This window comes from Kribbella koreensis (assembly GCF_039525325.1).
In the GTDB taxonomy this organism is placed as follows: domain Bacteria; phylum Actinomycetota; class Actinomycetes; order Propionibacteriales; family Kribbellaceae; genus Kribbella; species Kribbella koreensis.
Map to the genome: position 1 here is coordinate 588421 of NZ_BAAAHK010000013.1, position 15636 is coordinate 604056.

A 15636-nucleotide genomic window follows, 5' to 3' on the forward strand; every position below is an offset into this window, starting at 1 on the left:
CCCGAAATGAACCTGTCCAGTCCTGTCCAGTTCACGGTAGGGCGGCGGTGTCGCGGGGTCAAGGAGCTGGGGTTTGACCTAGACCGTCCTCTAGGACCTAGCGTCGGGAGCCCCCGACGCTAGGAGCTGGCTGTGCAGAGGTTCGAGAACAAGGTGGCCTTCGTGACGGGCGCCGCCCACGGGATCGGGCGGGCGACGGTACTACGCCTGGCGGCGGAGGGAGCGTTGGTCGGAGCGGCCGACATCGACGCCGAGGGGATCGCTGCTGTCGTCGCTGAGGCTGGGAGCTCCGTAGTAGCTCTCAATTGCGACATCACCTCCACTGCCTCGGTTGAGGCGGCCGTAGCGGCGACTGTCGAGCGGTTCGGGCGGCTCGACGTACTGGCGAATGTGGCCGGTCACAACCTCGCGCTGGAGGGAACGGACGAGCAGTGGGGTCGGCAGTACGACTTCACGTTCGTCGGAGCGACCCGCTGCATCGAGGCGTCGTTGCCGCATCTACTGGAGTCGCGTGGGTCCGTAGTGCTGGTCGGGTCGATCAGTGGAGAGGTAGCGCTCGGTACTGCGCCCTATGCCGCCGCGAAGGCCGCACTGGCCAACCTGGTTCGCAACCTGGCCACTGACCACGGGCCTCGCGGTGTGCGCTTCAACGTGGTCGCGCCGGCCACTGTCGCCACTGATCGGTTTATCGGCAAGGAGGCGCTGCTGGAGGAGCTCAAGGCGATCTACCCGCTCGGCCGGGTCGGCACGGGCGAGGACGTGGCCGCGGCGATCGCCTTCCTGGCCTCCGATGACGCTTCGTGGATCACCGGCATCACGCTTCCGGTGGAAGGCGGACTGACAACCGGCCCCGGGCACTTGCTGAATCTGCTCTGATGGAGCCATGCCGACTAGTGCAGCTGTAGACGGGTTCTCGCTGGCTTACGACCGCGACGGGGAGGGGCCGGCCGTCGTACTGCTCCACGGCTGGCCCGGTGACAGGACTGACTACCGGCGGCTGGTGCCGTTGCTGGTGGAGCAGGGGCATGAGGTCGTCGTACCGGATCTGCGCGGGTTCGGGGAGTCGGACAAGCATGTGGCCGACCCGGCTGCGCAGTACGGGGTCGCTGGGCAGGCGCGGAGCGTACTGGGGCTCATCGAGGAGTTGGGGCTCGATCGGCCGGTACTGGCCGGGTATGACGTCGGTAGCCGGATTGCGCAGGGGATAGCGCGCAGTCACCCGGAGCTGGTCGACGGGCTGGTGGTTGCGCCGCCGCTGCCGGGTATTGGGAAGCGGGTGTTCTCGGAGAAGGCGCAGGCGGAGTTCTGGTACCAGGCCTTCCACAAGCTGCCGGTGATCGAGTCGCTCGTCGACGGCCAGCCTGAGGCGGTACGGGCGTACCTGGAGCACTTCTGGACGCACTGGTCGGGTCCGGGCTTCGTACCCGAGCTGGATCACCTGGTGGAGATGTACTCGGCGCCGGGCGCGTTCACTGCGTCGATCAACTGGTACCGGGCCGGGGCCGGCTCGGTGGCGACGTCGGCGGCTGAGACTGCTCCGGCGTCGTACGACCGGATCGGCGTACCGACGGTGGTGCTGTGGCCGGAGTTCGATCCGCTGTTCCCGCGGGCCTGGTCGGACCGGCTCGACGACTTCTTCAGCGACGCCCGGCTGCGCCTGGTCGACGGCGTCGGCCACTACGCGCCACTCGAGTACCCGGAGATCCTCGCGGAAGAGATTGTCGGACTAGGCTGACCCTCATGCCTGACAGCCCGGTCCACCTGCCGACGCCGACGGTGCGACCGATGGTGGGCGCGCTGGCGAAGCTCGCGCCCGAGCCGGTGCGGTACCTGCTGAACTGGGGCCGCAAGTACTCGCTCTGGGTCTTCAACTTCGGCCTCGCCTGCTGCGCGATCGAGTTCATCGCCGCCTCGATGGGACGGCACGACTTCATCCGGCTCGGCGTGATCCCGTTCGCGCCCGGGCCGCGGCAGGCCGACCTGATGGTCGTGTCGGGGACCGTGACGGACAAGATGGCGCCGGCGATCAAGCGGCTGTACGACCAGATGCCGGAGCCGAAGTACGTGATCTCGTTCGGCTCCTGCTCCAACTCGGGCGGGCCGTACTGGGACTCGTACTGCGTCACCAAGGGCGTCGACCAGATCATCCCCGTCGACGTCTACGTGCCAGGCTGCCCGCCGCGGCCGGAGGCGTTGCTGCAGGGCATCCTCAAGCTGCAGGAGAAGATCGCAGGCGAGAACGTGACGTCGCGGTACGAGCCGTCTCCGCAAGCCCTGACCCGCGGATTGGTTGCTCCGCCCGAGGTATCGCAGTGAGTGATGACGTGGTCGGCGCGCTGACCGAGGCGGGCATCGCGGCGACCAAGGTGGACAGCTTCGGCCCGGAGACGATCGACGTACCGGCTGAGGCGTGGGTCGCGACGCACGAGGTGCTGCGCGACGAGGTCGGGCTGACCTTCTTCGACTTCCTCACCGCGAGCGACGAGCTCAACGACGGCTTCCGCGTCGTCACGCACGTCGCCGACTTCTGGGGCGGCGCGCATGTCGACCACCTGCTCGTGCGCACGCTCATCCCGCGCGCTGCTCCGTCGTTGGCCTCGCTGTCCGGCCTGTACGCCGGGGCGAACTGGCACGAACGCGAGACCTTCGAGATGTTCGGCATCACCTTCGACGGTCATCCGAACCTGATCCCGCTGCTGCTGCCGGACGGGTTCGAGGGGAATCCGCTGCGCAAGGAGTTCGTCCTCGCCTCGCGGATCGCCAAGCCGTGGCCGGGGGCGAAGGAGCCAGGCGAGTCCGATCACGCGCCGAAGGCCGGGGCGCCGAGTCGGCGTCGGACGTTGCCGCCGGGGGTGCCCGATCCCGAGTCGTGGGGTCCGCGGCCGCCGGGGTCGCCGGATCCGGATCCGCTGGCGCCGGCCTTGTCGGCGGCAACCCCGGCACGTCCTCGTCGAGCCGCGGGCGAGCGGCGTACGGCCAAACAAACCGAGCCGAAGCCGGTCGAGCCGGCGCCTGCCGAGCCGGCGCCTGCCGAACCGGCGCCTGTCGAACCGGCGCCTGTCGAACCGGCGCCTGTCGAACCGAAGCCGGAGACTGAGTGATCCCCGATCCTTGGGAACTTGCTGCCTACACACTCGAACGCCAGCACCCGCTGACCCGGAGATGGGTGGACGACGAGACCCGGCTGGGATTGCTGGCCGAGCTGCACGCGGGTGTGGACATCCTCCTGGCGACCGACCGGTCGATTGCCGAGTCCCGCGTTGAGCGGATGGCCCCTGGTACGCCGGTAGACGCGATGCTCAACCACTGGGTGGCAGTGGCCGACGACCTCTCCGCCATGCTGAGCATGCGCTTCGAGGGCCTCGACATCACGAAGCCCTTCGTCGACGCCACCCCAATGAGCCGCCCACTGGAGCCCCGCGACCTCCCCGCCCTAGCTGCAGCAGCCCAAGACCTCTACGGCATCCATCACCCGCGCTACGTGCGGCTGTGGAGCGCAGAGCCAGTAGACGCCTTCCCCGGAGCGCTGCGCGACCGCCGCCAATACGCTGCGCTCATCAAAGACCTACAGCCCCGCAACGTCCCGCCCGGCCTGGTACTGACCACTGCCACAAACGTGGACCACTACGAGGAAGCCCAGCGAGCCTACGACGCCGTAGACCAGGCCCACCCCGAGCACCCGACCCAGGCCCACCTCCAATCAAAGGAGAGCCTGCAGGAGTCGGTAGAAGCCGGCCGCCTCTTCGACGTCACCGTCGACGGCACCTGGGCCGGCTACGTAGGAGCCCTGACGGACAGCGAGGAAGCACTGGCCCTCCCCGCCTACGTAGTAGAAGAACTGATCCTCACGCCCGCCTTCCGAGGCAAAGGCCTGGGCACCCACCTCTCCACCCTGATGGCCCAGTCCCTCCCGCCTACCCACCCCATCCTCATAGGCACAATCCACGCCAACAACACCGGCGCCATCACCGCAGCCACCCAAGCCGGCCGCCAAAACATAGGCGGCTGGCTCCTCCAACCCCTCTAACCCCTGAAGTCGGCTGCGTGGTCTTCGGCCCATTGGCGGTAGGTGCGGGCGGGGTGGTTGAGGAGGGTTTCGACTGTGGTGGTTACTGGTTCGGGGGTGGTGACCAGAGACTCCCAGTAGGTGAGGGCGGAGTCGACGAAGGCTGGGTCTAGGCCTTGGGTGAGCATTGAGTGGCGGGCCTCAGGGGTGGGGACTTCTTCTATGCCGAGGGGCCTCTCCAGGACTTTGGCGAGGGTGGCTACCTGGGCGGCTTGGGTCAGGACCTCTGGGCCGGTGAGGGTGGGGGACCGGCCGATGTGGGTGTCGTCGAGGAGGGCTTGTACTGCTACCTCGGCGATGTCGCGTTCGTGGATGAGGGAACGGGCGGCGTTGGGGGAGGGCAGTCGGACTACGTTGCCGGCGCGGAGCTGGTCGGCCCATTCGAGGGTGTTGGTGGCGAAGCCGCCCGGGCGGAGGAAGGTCCAGTCTGCGCCTGCGTCCGTCAGCAGCAGTTCGAGCTCGCCCCACACGCCGCTGGCGGCTGGGTCGGCGTCCCTGACGCTCATAGCTGAGAGGTAGACGACTCGCTTCACCTGCTTGGTCAGTGCGGTGACCACGTCGGCAGCGCCGTCGGCGGTGAAGGCAGGCCAGAGCAGGAAGGCTGCGTCGACACCAGTAGCTGCCTGACCGACAGCAGCAGGGTTGTAGATGTCGCCGCGTACTACCTCCACCTCCGCGGGTAGGGCTGCTAGTGCTGGGTTGCGGACGAGCGCCCGCACACCTACTCCCGCCTCCAGCAGGCCCTGTACTACGTGACGCCCGACGTTCCCGGTCGCGCCGGTGACGAGGATGGTGGTCATCTCGCAAACAACTCCTTCACTAGGTGCCACCCACCCTGCGACCTCAACGGCGGTTCAGGTCAAACCGGCGCGACGGACCACCTCAGCGCCAGCGCGATGGGGTGGCCAGTAGATAGGCTGCCGCCATGCTCGAATTCGTGGTGCGGGTCGTGGGAGTGCTGGTCGCGTTCCTCGTCGCGCCGCTCGTGGTCGGGCAGGCCGAGCACAAGGTGATGGCGCACATGCAGTCGCGGCTCGGGCCGATGTACGCCGGTGCGTTCCACGGCTGGGCGCAGTTGGTCGCCGATGGGGTGAAGTTCATCCAGAAGGAGAGCGTCACCCCGGCCGCCGCGGACAAGCGCGTCTTCGAGTGGGCGCCGATCGTCGCGATCCTGCCGTACATGGCGGCGCTCGCCGCGATCCCGCTCGCGCCGGGCATCGTCGGGGCGGATCTGGACTCGGGGCTGTTCTACGTGCTCGCGGTGATGAGCATCGGCGTACTGGGTTCGCTGATGGCGGGCTGGGCGAGCGGCAACAAGTACAGCCTGCTCGGCGGGTTGCGGGTGGCGGCGCAGTTGATGAGCTACGAGCTGCCGTTCGTACTGTCCGCCGCGAGTGTTGCTGTCGCCGCCGGGACGCTGAGCCTGAGCGGGATCGTCGGGGTGTGGAATCCGTGGTGGTTGCTCTGGCAACTGCCCGGCATGGTCGTCTTCTTCATCGCCGGGCTCGCTGAGCTGCAACGCCCGCCGTTCGACATGCCGGTGGCCGACTCCGAGGTGATCTTCGGTCCGTACACGGAGTACACCGGCCTCCGCTTCGCGATGTTCCTGCTCGCCGAGTACGCCGGAATCGTGGTGCTGGCCGGCCTCACGACGGTGTTGTTTCTGGGCGGCTGGAGCGGCCCGGGGCCAGACAGCATCGGCTGGATCTGGACCGTCCTGAAGGTGGCGGTGGTGTCGTTGCTGGTCATCTGGGTGCGCGTGGCATTCCCCCGCCTACGTGCCGACCAACTCCAAAAACTTGCCTGGCAGGGCCTGGTGCCGGTGGCGCTACTCCAGCTAGCCCTCACCGGCATCGGCGTCGTCATCTTCTACTGAACACTCCCGTCCTGCCGTCTCCGCGTCTGGGGGTCGCCAGGTGTCCTCAGGGCGTTGCCAGCGCTTCCGTGGGGGAGAGGCGGGAGGCTCGGATGGCTGGGTAGAGGCCGGCCAGGCCGCCGATCAACAGGGTCGCCGCGACGCCGCCGGTCAACGCCCAGAGGGGGAGGACTGTCAGCCAGCCTTGGTACGAGGCGTAGGCGGCGGTTACTGCGCTGCCGAGGATTGCTCCGCCGACGCCGCCTAGAGCTGAGAGCAGCAGCGACTCGGTGAGGAACTGGGTGCGGATCTGGCCTCTGGTCGCGCCGAGGGAGCGTCGGAGGCCGATCTCGGCGCGGCGCTCCAGTAGGGAGATCACCATGATGTTGGCGACGCCGACACCACCGACGACCAGGGCGACCGCGCCGAGGCCGAGCAGCAGTGCCGTGAACGCGTCACCGGCCGCCTGCTTCGCGGCGAGGGCGTCGGAGGGGCGGGAGACGTCGACCTCGTTGGGCGCCTCGGGGTTGGCGGTGGCGCCGAGTACTTCGCGTACTGACTCGACCTGGCTGTCCGGCGTACGGGTGTAGATCTTCGTCGCGTGACCGTCGAAGCCCAGCGTGGAATCCGCCGCGCGCCAGCCGATGAGAGCAGCGCTGTCCAGCTCAGGCGCCAGCGCGGCTGGCTCGAGGATCCCCAGAACGGTGAACCACTCGTCCCCGATCAGCACCTTGGTGTCCGCACCCGACCGATTGATCCCCAGCCGCTCAGCCGCCGCCGACCCCAGCACCGTCGCCGGATAAGACCCGGTTGCCGCATCCAGCCATCGCCCATTGCGCACGGTCGCCCCGATGGTCTCCAGCAGATCGGTCCGCGCCGCATACGCCGCAATCCCATTGGTCTGGATCGCCGGAATCCGATCACTCCGATAGACCGAAGCCCCATCCACCAACCCGATGGCCGACAACGCCTCCACCGGCCCGATCCGCCGAACCATCCCCTCCGCCGCCAACGGCAACTCCGCCGCCTCCCCCGTCAACCGAGTCCCCGGCGCCACCGTCAGCAAGTTGGTCCCCAACGCATCCAACGTCTCATCCAGCTCGGCCCGCGAAGAAGCCGAAATCCCCACCACACTCACCATCGCCGCAATCCCGATAGCAATCCCCAACGCCGACAAGAACGCCCGCCCCGGCCGAGTCCGCAACCCCACCCCACCAACCCGAACCAAATCCCCAACCCCCAACCGCCCAGGCTGAAGCCCCCGCCCACCCCGCTGCGGTGGGACTGCTCGTCCGCCGCGTTCCGAGGACGCTGCCTGCGCATCTGGTTCGGGCGGGGCGACCTCGCTGTTCCGCTCGGGCGGGGATGTGTCGGCACTGGCACCGGCTTCTCGCGGCGCGGTCGGCTGCGACTCCGCCGCTCCCGCTCCCGCTTCCGGTGCCGCGGGTCCACTCCGTTCGGGTGGAACTGCTGGCCAATCGGCTCCTGGCTTGTCCTCGGTCATGGGTGGAGCTCCTGGGTTAGGTGGCCGTCTCGCATGTGGAGTTGGCGGGGGAGGGAGGCGGCTATTTCCCGGTCGTGGGTGATGATGACGACGGTGGTGCCGGTGGTGTTCAGGTCGTGGAGTAGTTGCATGACAGTGGCGCCGGAGGTGGAGTCGAGGGCGCCGGTTGGTTCGTCGGCCAGCAGGACGGCGGGGGTGCCGGCTACTGCTCGGGCGATGGCTACTCGTTGGCGTTCGCCGCCGGAGAGTTCGTGGGGGTGGTGGGTCAGGCGGTGGCCCAGGCCGACCCGTTCGAGGGCGGCGGCGGCTCGTTTGCGGCGTTCGGGGCGTCGTAGGCCGGAGTAGAGGAGGCCGTCGGCGACGTTGTCCAGGGCCGGTACACCGGAAGCCAGGTGGAACTGCTGGAAGACGAAACCGATTCGGCTCGCCCGCAACGCCGACAAACCCGCGTCGGACAGTTGGGCCACGTCGTAGTGGTCGATGCGGACCTGGCCTGTTGTCGGGCGGTCCAGGGTGCCGATCACGTTCAGCATCGTTGATTTGCCGGATCCGGACGGGCCGACGATCGCGACCAGTTCGCCGGCCTCGATTCGCAGCGATACGCCGGCCAGCGCGGCGACGCCACCGGCGTACACCTTCGTCACCTCGGTGAGCTCGATCATTTCGGCACCGCCACGGCCAGCCCGTCGACGATCCCGGCCCCGCTGACCTCGACCCGTCCGGCCGCGAACAGCCCGGTCTTCACCGGCCGGTACTTCGGTGTGCCCGCGACCTCGACCCCGAACCCACCCTCCTGCAAGGCAAGCAGCGCCGAGACCGGCACCGTCAGTACACCCTTCCGCTCCGCCGCGGTGAACGTCACGTCGACCGAAGCCAACGCGTACGCCGCCACCGCCTTCTGGTTGCCTAAGGCAATGACCACGGAGACCTCGGTCGTCGGATCCTGATCCGGCGACGCGGCCGGCACGATCACCGTCGCCACCTCGGAGACCTTGCCCGCGACCGTCGTGTCGTCCGGCAATGCCACCGACACCGTCGCGCCCTTCTTGGCCAGCCGCTGGTCCGCAGCCTCCAACGACACCGTCACAGCCTTCGTCGTCCCCGTGTAGCTGAGCACCTTCTGCCCAGGCGCAACCGGATCGGACACCGCCGCCTCCAGGCTGTCCACCCGCACCGCCGAAGGCGCGAACACAACCTGCCCCAGCTCAACCACCCCCGTCTCCGGCAACCCGCGATCCTCCTGCCACTCCTCCACCGCCTCCGCGGTAGCCGAAGTGAACGTGTCGTCGACGGTGAACCCCTTGTATCCAAGGGCTTTGAGGTTCCGCTCAAGCTGCAGCACGTCAGCCCCCTCGCTGTCCTCCGCCAACCGCCGGTACGCCGGCAGCACGCCGTAAAACAGAGTCGTGGGCAAGTTGTTAACCCGGTAAAGCGTTTCCCCTCGCCCGACCTGCTCTCCGCTCTCGGGAAGCCAAGTGAGCGTCCCGGCCGCCCGATTGGTCGCCGTAGTGGTCGTCCCATAGGCGAGCTCGCCATCAGCCGTCTCGGTGTCCTTGAGCGTCTGCCGGGTGACCTTGGCGGTGTTGGTCAGCGCCGCCGGACTCTCGCCCGCAGCCTCACTGCTGTCGCCCCGAGTCAGCAGCCCGGCTGTGAGTCCACCACCCGCAGCCAGTACCGCGACCGCCGTCAGCACAGTCCGGCGCGCCATCACTTACCGGCCAGGATCGGCTGGCAGGCCTCTTGCGCCTTCGGGAAGTCCGGGTCCTCCCCGGCCGCCCGGTCGATCATCACCCCGCGCTGACCGGGCTTCGGGTCCGGGAACTTCTCCACTCCGTGTTCCCGCATGCAGGCGGCGAACTTGCGGCCGTTCTCCTCCTGCTGGGGATCGGGCCCCGCCTCCCCTTGCGGGTTGAACTCCTGGCAGTCCTCCATCGCCTTCTGCATGTCCTCCTGGCTGATCCCGCTGCTCGGGTCGAGCTTGATCATCGGGCCCTTGCCCGGTTCCGGGTCGGGCACGTCGATGCCGTGCTCACGCAGGCATTGGGTGAACTTCACGCTCTTCTCGTCCCGGCTGAGGCCCTCGCTGCCGGGGCTGGTGCCGGCTCCGGCGCTCGTGCTCGTGGTGGGCTGAGCGCCGCTGCCGGAGGCGACTTGGTTGTCCTGGCCATCGGTGTCGGACCCGCAGCCGGCGAGGGCGATGGCGAGGGCGATGGTGGCCAGCGCGCCGAGGGAGTGCTTTCGCGTCACGGTCTTCTCCTTGAGGAATCGGGTTGCTGGCCTCAAGACAAGTCGCGACGGCGTTTCCCTGCTGTTTCCTGCTCGGGTAACACCGGGGAAACGCGGCGTCGGGGATCATGGACAGTCACGACGGAAGGTGGCGTTGCGATGCGGGTACTGGTGGCCGAGGACGAACCGTTGCTCGCGGCAGCGATCGCGGAGTGGCTGCGGGATGAGCCGCATGCCGTCGACGTCGCGCCGGACGGTGAGTCCGCGCTCGAGCGGCTGGCGGTCAATCAGTACGACGTGCTGGTACTGGATCGCGACCTCCCCGTCGTCCACGGCGACGAGGTCTGCAAGCAGGTAGTCGCATCCGGATCGCCCACTCGCGTACTGATGCTCACGGCCGCAGCAACCGTCACCGACCGGGTCGACGGGCTTGGGCTCGGCGCCGACGACTACCTGACCAAGCCGTTCGCCTTCCCCGAGTTGGCGGCCCGCGTGCTCGCCCTCTGCCGGCGTAGTCGCCCTGCCGATCCGCCGGTACTACGACGCGCCGGCCTAGCCCTGGATCCGTCGCGGCACGAGGTCTTCCGGGACGGACGCTATGTACCGCTCGCGAAGAAGGAGTTCGCCGTACTGGCCGAGCTGCTGCGTGCCGACGGCGCGACCGTGTCGGCGGAACAGCTGCTGGAGAAGGCCTGGGACGAGCACGTCGACCCGTTCACCGGCGTGGTCCGACTCACCATCCTCAAGCTGCGGCGCAAGCTCGGCGACCCCGCCGTTGTCGAGACCGTCACCGGCGTCGGGTACCGGATCCCATGAAGCTGACCCTCCGGGCCCGCCTGATGCTGATCTACACGGGCCTCTTCCTGGTCGCCGGTGTGCTCCTCCTGGCCGTCACGTACGCCCTCTTCAGCAACCAGCTCTCCAGAGACCACCGGGTGATCATCCAAGGTAAGTACCTCTCACCACCAGTCAGTACGCCGACGGCGAGCGAAGAAAAGGTGCCCACCAAAGAGCTGTACGTGATGAACAGCGCCGGCGACGTGCTGACCGGGCCGGACGCCGAGGAGGTGATGCGGGAGCAGAACGCGCGCGTCAAAGCGGCCGCGACGAAGACCCTGCTGGCCCAGGGGAGTATCGCCCTGGTCATCGTCGGCGGGCTGGCCGCTGGGTTCGGGTGGCTGGTCGCGGGGCGGGTGCTGGCGCCGCTGCATCGGGTGACCGACACCGCCAAGCGGATCGCGGCGGCGCCCGCAGCAGGTCGCGGTCTGCATGAGCGGATCGCGTTGAAGGGTCCGGACGACGAGGTGAAGAATCTGGCCGACGCCTTCGACACGATGGTCGAGCGGCTCGACCACTCGTTCGACGGGCAGCGGAGGTTTGTCGCCAACGCGTCGCACGAGCTCCGTACGCCGCTCACTCTCGGCCGCGCGCTGGTCGAGGTCGCCATGCATCGCAAGACCGCCTCCGACGACGTACGGCAACTCGGCGAGACGTTGCTGGAGATCAACGCCCGGCACGAGCAGCTCATTGGCGGCCTGCTCCTGCTGGCGGATTCGGAGAAGCAGGTCACGGCCACGTACCCGGTGAATCTCGCCGACGTGATCACGCACGTCACCGCCCAGCTCACGCCGGAGGCCGAGACGGCTGGCGTCAGCATCACCACCGAGCCTGGTGATGCGCCGGCGACCGGCGACGCGCTCCTGCTCGAACGCCTTGTCCACAACCTGGTGGAGAACGGGATCCGGCACAACCTGTCCGATGGCGGGTGGGTCCACGTGGTCAGCCGAACGGCGGGGGAGCGGGTCGAGGTCGAGGTGACGAACAGTGGGCCGAGCGTTCCGCCGTACGAGGTGGATGGGCTGTTCAAGCCGTTCCATCGGCTGGCCGACGATCGGCTGGTCGGGGCCAAGGGGGCGGGGTTGGGGTTGTCGATCGTGCAGTCGGTCGCCCAGGCGCACGACGGGTCGGTCAGCGCGAAACCACGGGAGGTGGGCGGGCTGGCGATTATTGTGAAACTGCCTGTCGATCCGGGCTGAGGGCGTTCGTGTAGGAGGTAAAGGAGGCAGCATGAAGCAGTACCTGCTCAGCATTTACCAGCCTGACGGACCGGCGCCGGCGCCCGAGATCCTCGAGCCGATCATGAAGAATCTCGCCGTCTGGAACGACGAACTGCGGGCGGCTGGGGCGTGGGTGTTCAGCGCCGGACTGCATCCGCCGGAGTCCGCGACGGTACTCCGCGCCGAGGGCGACGAAGTCCTGCTGACCGACGGGCCGTTCACGGAGGGCAAGGAGCATCTCGGCGGCTTCACCGTCGTGCAAGCCGCCGATCTCGACGAGGCGCTGGCCTGGGCCCGCAAACTAGCTGCCATCCTCAAACCCCTGTCCATCGAAGTCCGCCCCTTCACCGGATGACCGACCACCCCGAGCGCCTGGCTCCCGCGCAGCCGGAGAGCCCGCGGCCCGCGTCGCCGCAGTCGGCGGAGCCGGAGCAACCGGTACCCGGTCAGCCGGTAGTGGTGTCTGCGGCCGAGGTAGCGGGTGTGTTTCGGGCGGAGCATGGGCGGGCTGTGGCCGTGCTGGCTCGGGTGTTCGGGGATCTGGATATCGCGGAGGACTCGGTTCAGGAGGCCTTTGCGAAGGCCTTGGAGAAATGGCCGGTGGACGGGCTCCCACCCAGCCCGGCCGGCTGGATCATCACGACCGCGCGCAACCGCGCGATCGACCGCCTGCGACGCGAGTCCTCCCGCGAGGACAAGCACGCCCAGGCCGCGCTGCTGCATGCCCAGGACGAACCAGCGGAGGAGGGGATTGTGCGCGACGACCGGCTCCGCCTGATCTTCACCTGCTGCCACCCCGCCCTGGCCCTGAACGTCCGCGTCGCCCTCACCCTGCGCCTGCTCGGCGGCCTCACCACCACCGAGATCGCGCACGCGTTCCTCGTCCCGGAATCGACGATGGCGCAGCGGATCGTCCGCGCGAAGGCGAAGATCCGCACCGCGGGCATCCCGTATCGCGTGCCCTACGAGGCAGACCTCCCCGAGCGCGTCCGCGGCGTACTCGCGGTCGTCTACCTGATCTTCAACGAGGGGTACGCCGCTTCGTCCGGCGACGAACTCATCCGCACCGAACTCTGCCAAGAAGCCGTCCGCCTCGGCCGGCTCCTCGTCGAGCTGATGCCCGATGAACCCGAAGCAGTCGGCCTCCTCGCCCTGATGCTGCTCCAGGAATCCCGCCGCCCGGCCCGAGTCGACGCCACCGGCGCAATGGTCCTGCTGACCGACCAGGACCGCGACCTCTGGGATCGAGCGCTGATCGCCGAAGGGCAAGACCTGGTACGCCGATGCCTGCGCCGCGGCCGGCCCGGTCCGTACCAGTTGCAAGCGGCGATGAACGCGGTCCACAGCGACGCCGCCTCTGCGGCCGACACCGAGTGGGGCCAGATCGTCCAGCTGTACGACCACCTGCTCACCTTCGAGCCGACCCCGATCGTCGAGCTCAACCGAGCCGTCGCGGTCGGCGAGGTGGACGGGCCGGCCGCTGCCCTCGCACTGGTCGACGACCTCGACCTCGGTGGCTACTACCTCTTCCACGCGATCCGCGCCGAACTCCTCAAGCGCCTGGACCGGCGCGACGAGGCGGCCTCGGCGTACCGGGCGGCGCTGGAACTGACCGTCAACACGGCAGAGCGCGACTTCCTGCAGCGCAGCCTCGACGCCCTCTGAGATTCACCCGCTCGCCACATCCGGGCGCTTGATCCGCACGCCCATCTTCAGCAGCGGGAGAGCAACGTCCGGGCGCGTGGCGTGTTCGCTGTCGTTCGGGACGCCGTCAGCCCGACGGAGCAGCCTCCGCCGACGCACCGTGCCGGCGATCCCACCGATGACGGCGAGGAACGGCGGCATAAACAGCGCCGGATCGGTCCTCTCGTAGTGGTCAGGCGCAGTCGCGAACCAGCTGAGCGCGACGTCGGCGACAGCCAGCGTGGCTGCGCCGGTCAGGCACCAGATCAGTGGCTGGTATCGGCCCATCCCAAGACCGGACGGCCGACTAGGGTCGGTTGCCATGGGTGACGGGTTTGAGCTGATCTGCGAGGTGGAGCCGCCGACGCGGCCGGATCTGAAGCGGGTGCGACACCAGATCGGGGTGATGAGTCCGATCGCGGATGCGTTTCTGATTCCGGACAACCACATCGGGCGGGCGACGGTCAGCAGCGTTGCCGTGGCCAACGAGGTGCAGGCGATGGGGGCTCGGGGGATCGCGTGCCTGAACTCCCGCGATCGGAACCTGCTCGGCTTCCGCCGGGACCTGCTCACCGCGGCGGCGTACGGGGTGGAGCAGTTCCTCTTCGTTCACGGGGACGACCCGACCGAAGGCGCGCGGACCAGTCAGCTCACCGTGCGGACGATGATCGACGAGGCCCGGGCGACCAGCTTTCCGGGGATCGAGCCGTTTCAGGTCGGCGCGGCGACGCGGCTGCGCGCGGTACCGGGTTGGAAGGCCGAGGCCGACTTCCTTTACGTGCAGGTCAGCTATGACCTCGACGAGCTGCTCAGGTGGCGCGACAGCGTGGACCTGAACATCCCCGTGTACGCCGGGGTGATGGTGCTCGCGAGCGCCAAAATGGCCGCTGACCTGGCGAAACTGCCCCAGCTGACCATCCCCGACGCGCTCGTCGCCGCCGTCGGGCGCGACCGCGACGCGGGCGTGGAGGCTGCCTGCGAGCAGATCCTGCGGATCCGGGACAGTGGCGCGTTCCAGGGTGTCCATCTCATTCCGGTGAGCCGTTACCGGCAGGTCGCGGCACGCCTGGAACGCGAACTCTGACACCGGTTGGCACCGTCACCGGCCGAAACCGACTAATGTCAGCGTGCAGAGCTGACTGAGGGAGGAGGGGGCATGGTCGTACCAGGCAAGGGTCTGATCGATGGCCTGAAGGTCACCGCCAAGACGCTGGGCCGCCGTGCCGTCACCGAGCAGTATCCGGACGTGCAGCCCGAGCTGGCGCCCCGGACGCGCGGCGTGATCGCGCTGATGGAGGAGAACTGCACCTCCTGCATGCTCTGCGCGCGGGAGTGCCCGAGCTGGTGCATCTACATCGACTCGCACACCGAGACCGCGCCGTCGGTCGGTGAGCAGGCCCGCGAGCGCAGCCGGAACGTGCTCGACCGGTTCGCGATCGACTTCAGCCTCTGCATGTACTGCGGGATCTGCATCGAGGCGTGCCCGTTCGACGCGCTGTTCTGGTCGCCGGAGTTCGAGTACGCCGAGACCGAGCTGCGCAACCTCACCCACGAGAAGGACCGGCTGCGGGACTGGATGTGGACCGTCCCCGCGCCGCAACCGATCGACCCGGGCCCGTCGGTGATCGAACCGATCGAGGCGACCGAGGCGGCGCCGAGCGACGCGGCCCCGGCCGCCGGATCCGCGAGCGCGCCCGCGCCGCGCGAAGGCGGCTCGACTCCCCCCATCGCGGAGGGCGAGGAGTGACCACTGCGCTCTTCTCCATCGCGGGGGCGGTGGCGCTGCTGGCAGCGGTCATTACGGTCACCTCCCGCCGGATCGTGCACGCCGCGCTCTGGCTGGTCGTCACGCTCGGCGCGGTGGCCGGTTGCTTCGGCGCCCTGCATGCCGAGTTCGTCGCGCTGGTGCAGATCCTCGTCTACGTCGGCGCGATCGTCGTCCTCGTCCTCTTCGCCCTGATGCTGACCAAGGCGCCGACCAACCCGCTGCCCGCGCTGACCACCCGCCGCAGCCCGTTCGCCGCCGCGGTCGCCCTGGTGCTCGCGCTGATCCTGGGCACCGGCGTGGTATTTGCCTTTGGCAACCAAAAGATCGAGCCGGTACCGACCGGCAGCGCCGAATCCATCGGTACCGCCGTCTTCCGCAACTGGGTGCTCCCCTTCGAAGTCCTCTCAGTCCTGCTGCTGGCCGCCCTGATCGGCGCGATCGTCTTGTCCCAGCGCCCGGGGAAGAAGGGCGACTGAC

The 15636-nt window shown here is 68.6% G+C and carries 18 protein-coding genes and 1 pseudogene; 13 read left to right on the forward strand and 6 right to left on the reverse strand.

Translation table 11 applies throughout. The annotated features are described in order from the left end of the window. Positions 1–132: 132 nt before the first annotated feature. The 5 genes from ABD116_RS27015 to ABD116_RS27035 are packed head-to-tail and all read left to right on the forward strand — an operon-like array spanning position 133 to position 4027. A complete protein-coding gene (locus tag ABD116_RS27015; protein ID WP_343976037.1) occupies positions 133–876 on the forward strand; it encodes an SDR family NAD(P)-dependent oxidoreductase in 744 nt (247 codons plus the stop codon). 7 nt (positions 877–883) lie between these two features. Beyond that, positions 884–1735, forward strand: a complete 852-nt coding sequence (locus ABD116_RS27020) for an alpha/beta fold hydrolase (protein ID WP_343976039.1) — start codon at positions 884–886, stop codon at positions 1733–1735. Positions 1736–1740: 5 nt separating this feature from the next. Beyond that, a complete protein-coding gene (locus tag ABD116_RS27025; RefSeq protein ID WP_425552155.1) occupies positions 1741–2316 on the forward strand; it encodes an NADH-quinone oxidoreductase subunit B in 576 nt (191 codons plus the stop codon). Continuing rightward, positions 2313–3101 (forward strand): NADH-quinone oxidoreductase subunit C, encoded by a 789-nt coding sequence (locus ABD116_RS27030; protein ID WP_343976040.1) that lies wholly within the window; start codon positions 2313–2315, stop codon positions 3099–3101. The genes ABD116_RS27025 and ABD116_RS27030 overlap by 4 nt, the downstream gene beginning before the upstream one ends. Next, positions 3098–4027: a GNAT family N-acetyltransferase gene (locus tag ABD116_RS27035; RefSeq protein ID WP_343976043.1), complete on the forward strand. Its 930-nt coding sequence runs from the start codon at positions 3098–3100 to the stop codon at positions 4025–4027. The genes ABD116_RS27030 and ABD116_RS27035 overlap by 4 nt, the downstream gene beginning before the upstream one ends. Here the strand turns inward: ABD116_RS27035 and ABD116_RS27040 are convergent. Next, entirely contained in the window at positions 4024–4866 is an 843-nt protein-coding gene (locus ABD116_RS27040; protein WP_343976046.1) for an SDR family oxidoreductase, read from the reverse strand. The two genes, ABD116_RS27035 and ABD116_RS27040, sit on opposite strands and share 4 nt — an antisense overlap. Positions 4867–4991: 125 nt before the next feature. Here ABD116_RS27040 and ABD116_RS27045 point away from each other — a divergent pair, with 125 nt between their 5' ends. Further along, positions 4992–5942, forward strand: coding sequence for a complex I subunit 1/NuoH family protein (locus tag ABD116_RS27045; RefSeq protein ID WP_343976049.1), 951 nt, complete (start codon positions 4992–4994; stop codon positions 5940–5942). A 46-nt stretch (positions 5943–5988) separates the two neighbouring features. Here ABD116_RS27045 and ABD116_RS27050 read toward each other — a convergent pair whose 3' ends face one another. The 4 genes from ABD116_RS27050 to ABD116_RS27065 all read right to left on the reverse strand — a co-directional run bounded on the left by ABD116_RS27050 (position 5989) and on the right by ABD116_RS27065 (position 9672). Continuing rightward, on the reverse strand, positions 5989–7131 hold the full coding sequence (locus ABD116_RS27050; protein ID WP_343976052.1) for an ABC transporter permease: 1143 nt from the start codon (positions 7129–7131) through the stop codon (positions 5989–5991). Positions 7132–7421: 290 nt separating this feature from the next. Further along, the gene (locus tag ABD116_RS27055; protein ID WP_343976055.1) at positions 7422–8087 is read right to left on the reverse strand and encodes an ABC transporter ATP-binding protein; all 666 of its coding nucleotides are present in this window, start codon (positions 8085–8087) and stop codon (positions 7422–7424) included. Further along, positions 8084–9133, reverse strand: a complete 1050-nt coding sequence (locus tag ABD116_RS27060; protein ID WP_343976058.1) for a peptidoglycan-binding protein — start codon at positions 9131–9133, stop codon at positions 8084–8086. Before ABD116_RS27060 ends, ABD116_RS27055 begins: the two co-directional genes overlap by 4 nt. Then, positions 9133–9672 (reverse strand): hypothetical protein, encoded by a 540-nt coding sequence (locus ABD116_RS27065; RefSeq protein WP_343976061.1) that lies wholly within the window; start codon positions 9670–9672, stop codon positions 9133–9135. Before ABD116_RS27065 ends, ABD116_RS27060 begins: the two co-directional genes overlap by 1 nt. Positions 9673–9810: 138 nt before the next feature. On the opposite strand from ABD116_RS27065, the gene ABD116_RS27070 reads away from it, so the two are divergent. Genes ABD116_RS27070 through ABD116_RS27085 form a run of 4 tightly spaced genes read left to right on the forward strand, consistent with a single transcriptional unit; the run spans position 9811 to position 13373 of the window. Further along, positions 9811–10467: a response regulator transcription factor gene (locus ABD116_RS27070; protein ID WP_343976064.1), complete on the forward strand. Its 657-nt coding sequence runs from the start codon at positions 9811–9813 to the stop codon at positions 10465–10467. Next, on the forward strand, positions 10464–11687 hold the full coding sequence (locus tag ABD116_RS27075; RefSeq protein ID WP_343976067.1) for a sensor histidine kinase: 1224 nt from the start codon (positions 10464–10466) through the stop codon (positions 11685–11687). Before ABD116_RS27070 ends, ABD116_RS27075 begins: the two co-directional genes overlap by 4 nt. Positions 11688–11718: 31 nt before the next feature. After that, a complete protein-coding gene (locus ABD116_RS27080; RefSeq protein WP_343976070.1) occupies positions 11719–12063 on the forward strand; it encodes a YciI family protein in 345 nt (114 codons plus the stop codon). Next, complete coding sequence (locus tag ABD116_RS27085; RefSeq protein ID WP_343976073.1) at positions 12060–13373, forward strand: RNA polymerase sigma factor; 1314 nt, start codon at positions 12060–12062, stop codon at positions 13371–13373. The genes ABD116_RS27080 and ABD116_RS27085 overlap by 4 nt, the downstream gene beginning before the upstream one ends. Before the next feature lie 3 nt (positions 13374–13376). Here the strand turns inward: ABD116_RS27085 and ABD116_RS27090 are convergent, their stop codons facing one another. Beyond that, positions 13377–13679, reverse strand: a complete 303-nt coding sequence (locus tag ABD116_RS27090; protein ID WP_343976076.1) for a hypothetical protein — start codon at positions 13677–13679, stop codon at positions 13377–13379. A gap of 34 nt (positions 13680–13713) precedes the next feature. On the opposite strand from ABD116_RS27090, the gene ABD116_RS27095 reads away from it, so the two are divergent. From ABD116_RS27095 to ABD116_RS27105, 3 genes and pseudogenes are all read left to right on the forward strand, one after another. After that, positions 13714–14475: a methylenetetrahydrofolate reductase gene (locus ABD116_RS27095; protein WP_343976079.1), complete on the forward strand. Its 762-nt coding sequence runs from the start codon at positions 13714–13716 to the stop codon at positions 14473–14475. 207 nt (positions 14476–14682) lie between these two features. Continuing rightward, a pseudogene (locus ABD116_RS27100) lies at positions 14683–14898 on the forward strand (4Fe-4S binding protein); the annotation flags it as partial. Between the two features lie 236 nt (positions 14899–15134). Next, positions 15135–15635, forward strand: coding sequence for an NADH-quinone oxidoreductase subunit J family protein (locus ABD116_RS27105; protein WP_343976082.1), 501 nt, complete (start codon positions 15135–15137; stop codon positions 15633–15635). The last annotated feature ends 1 nt before the right edge of the window (position 15636 follow it).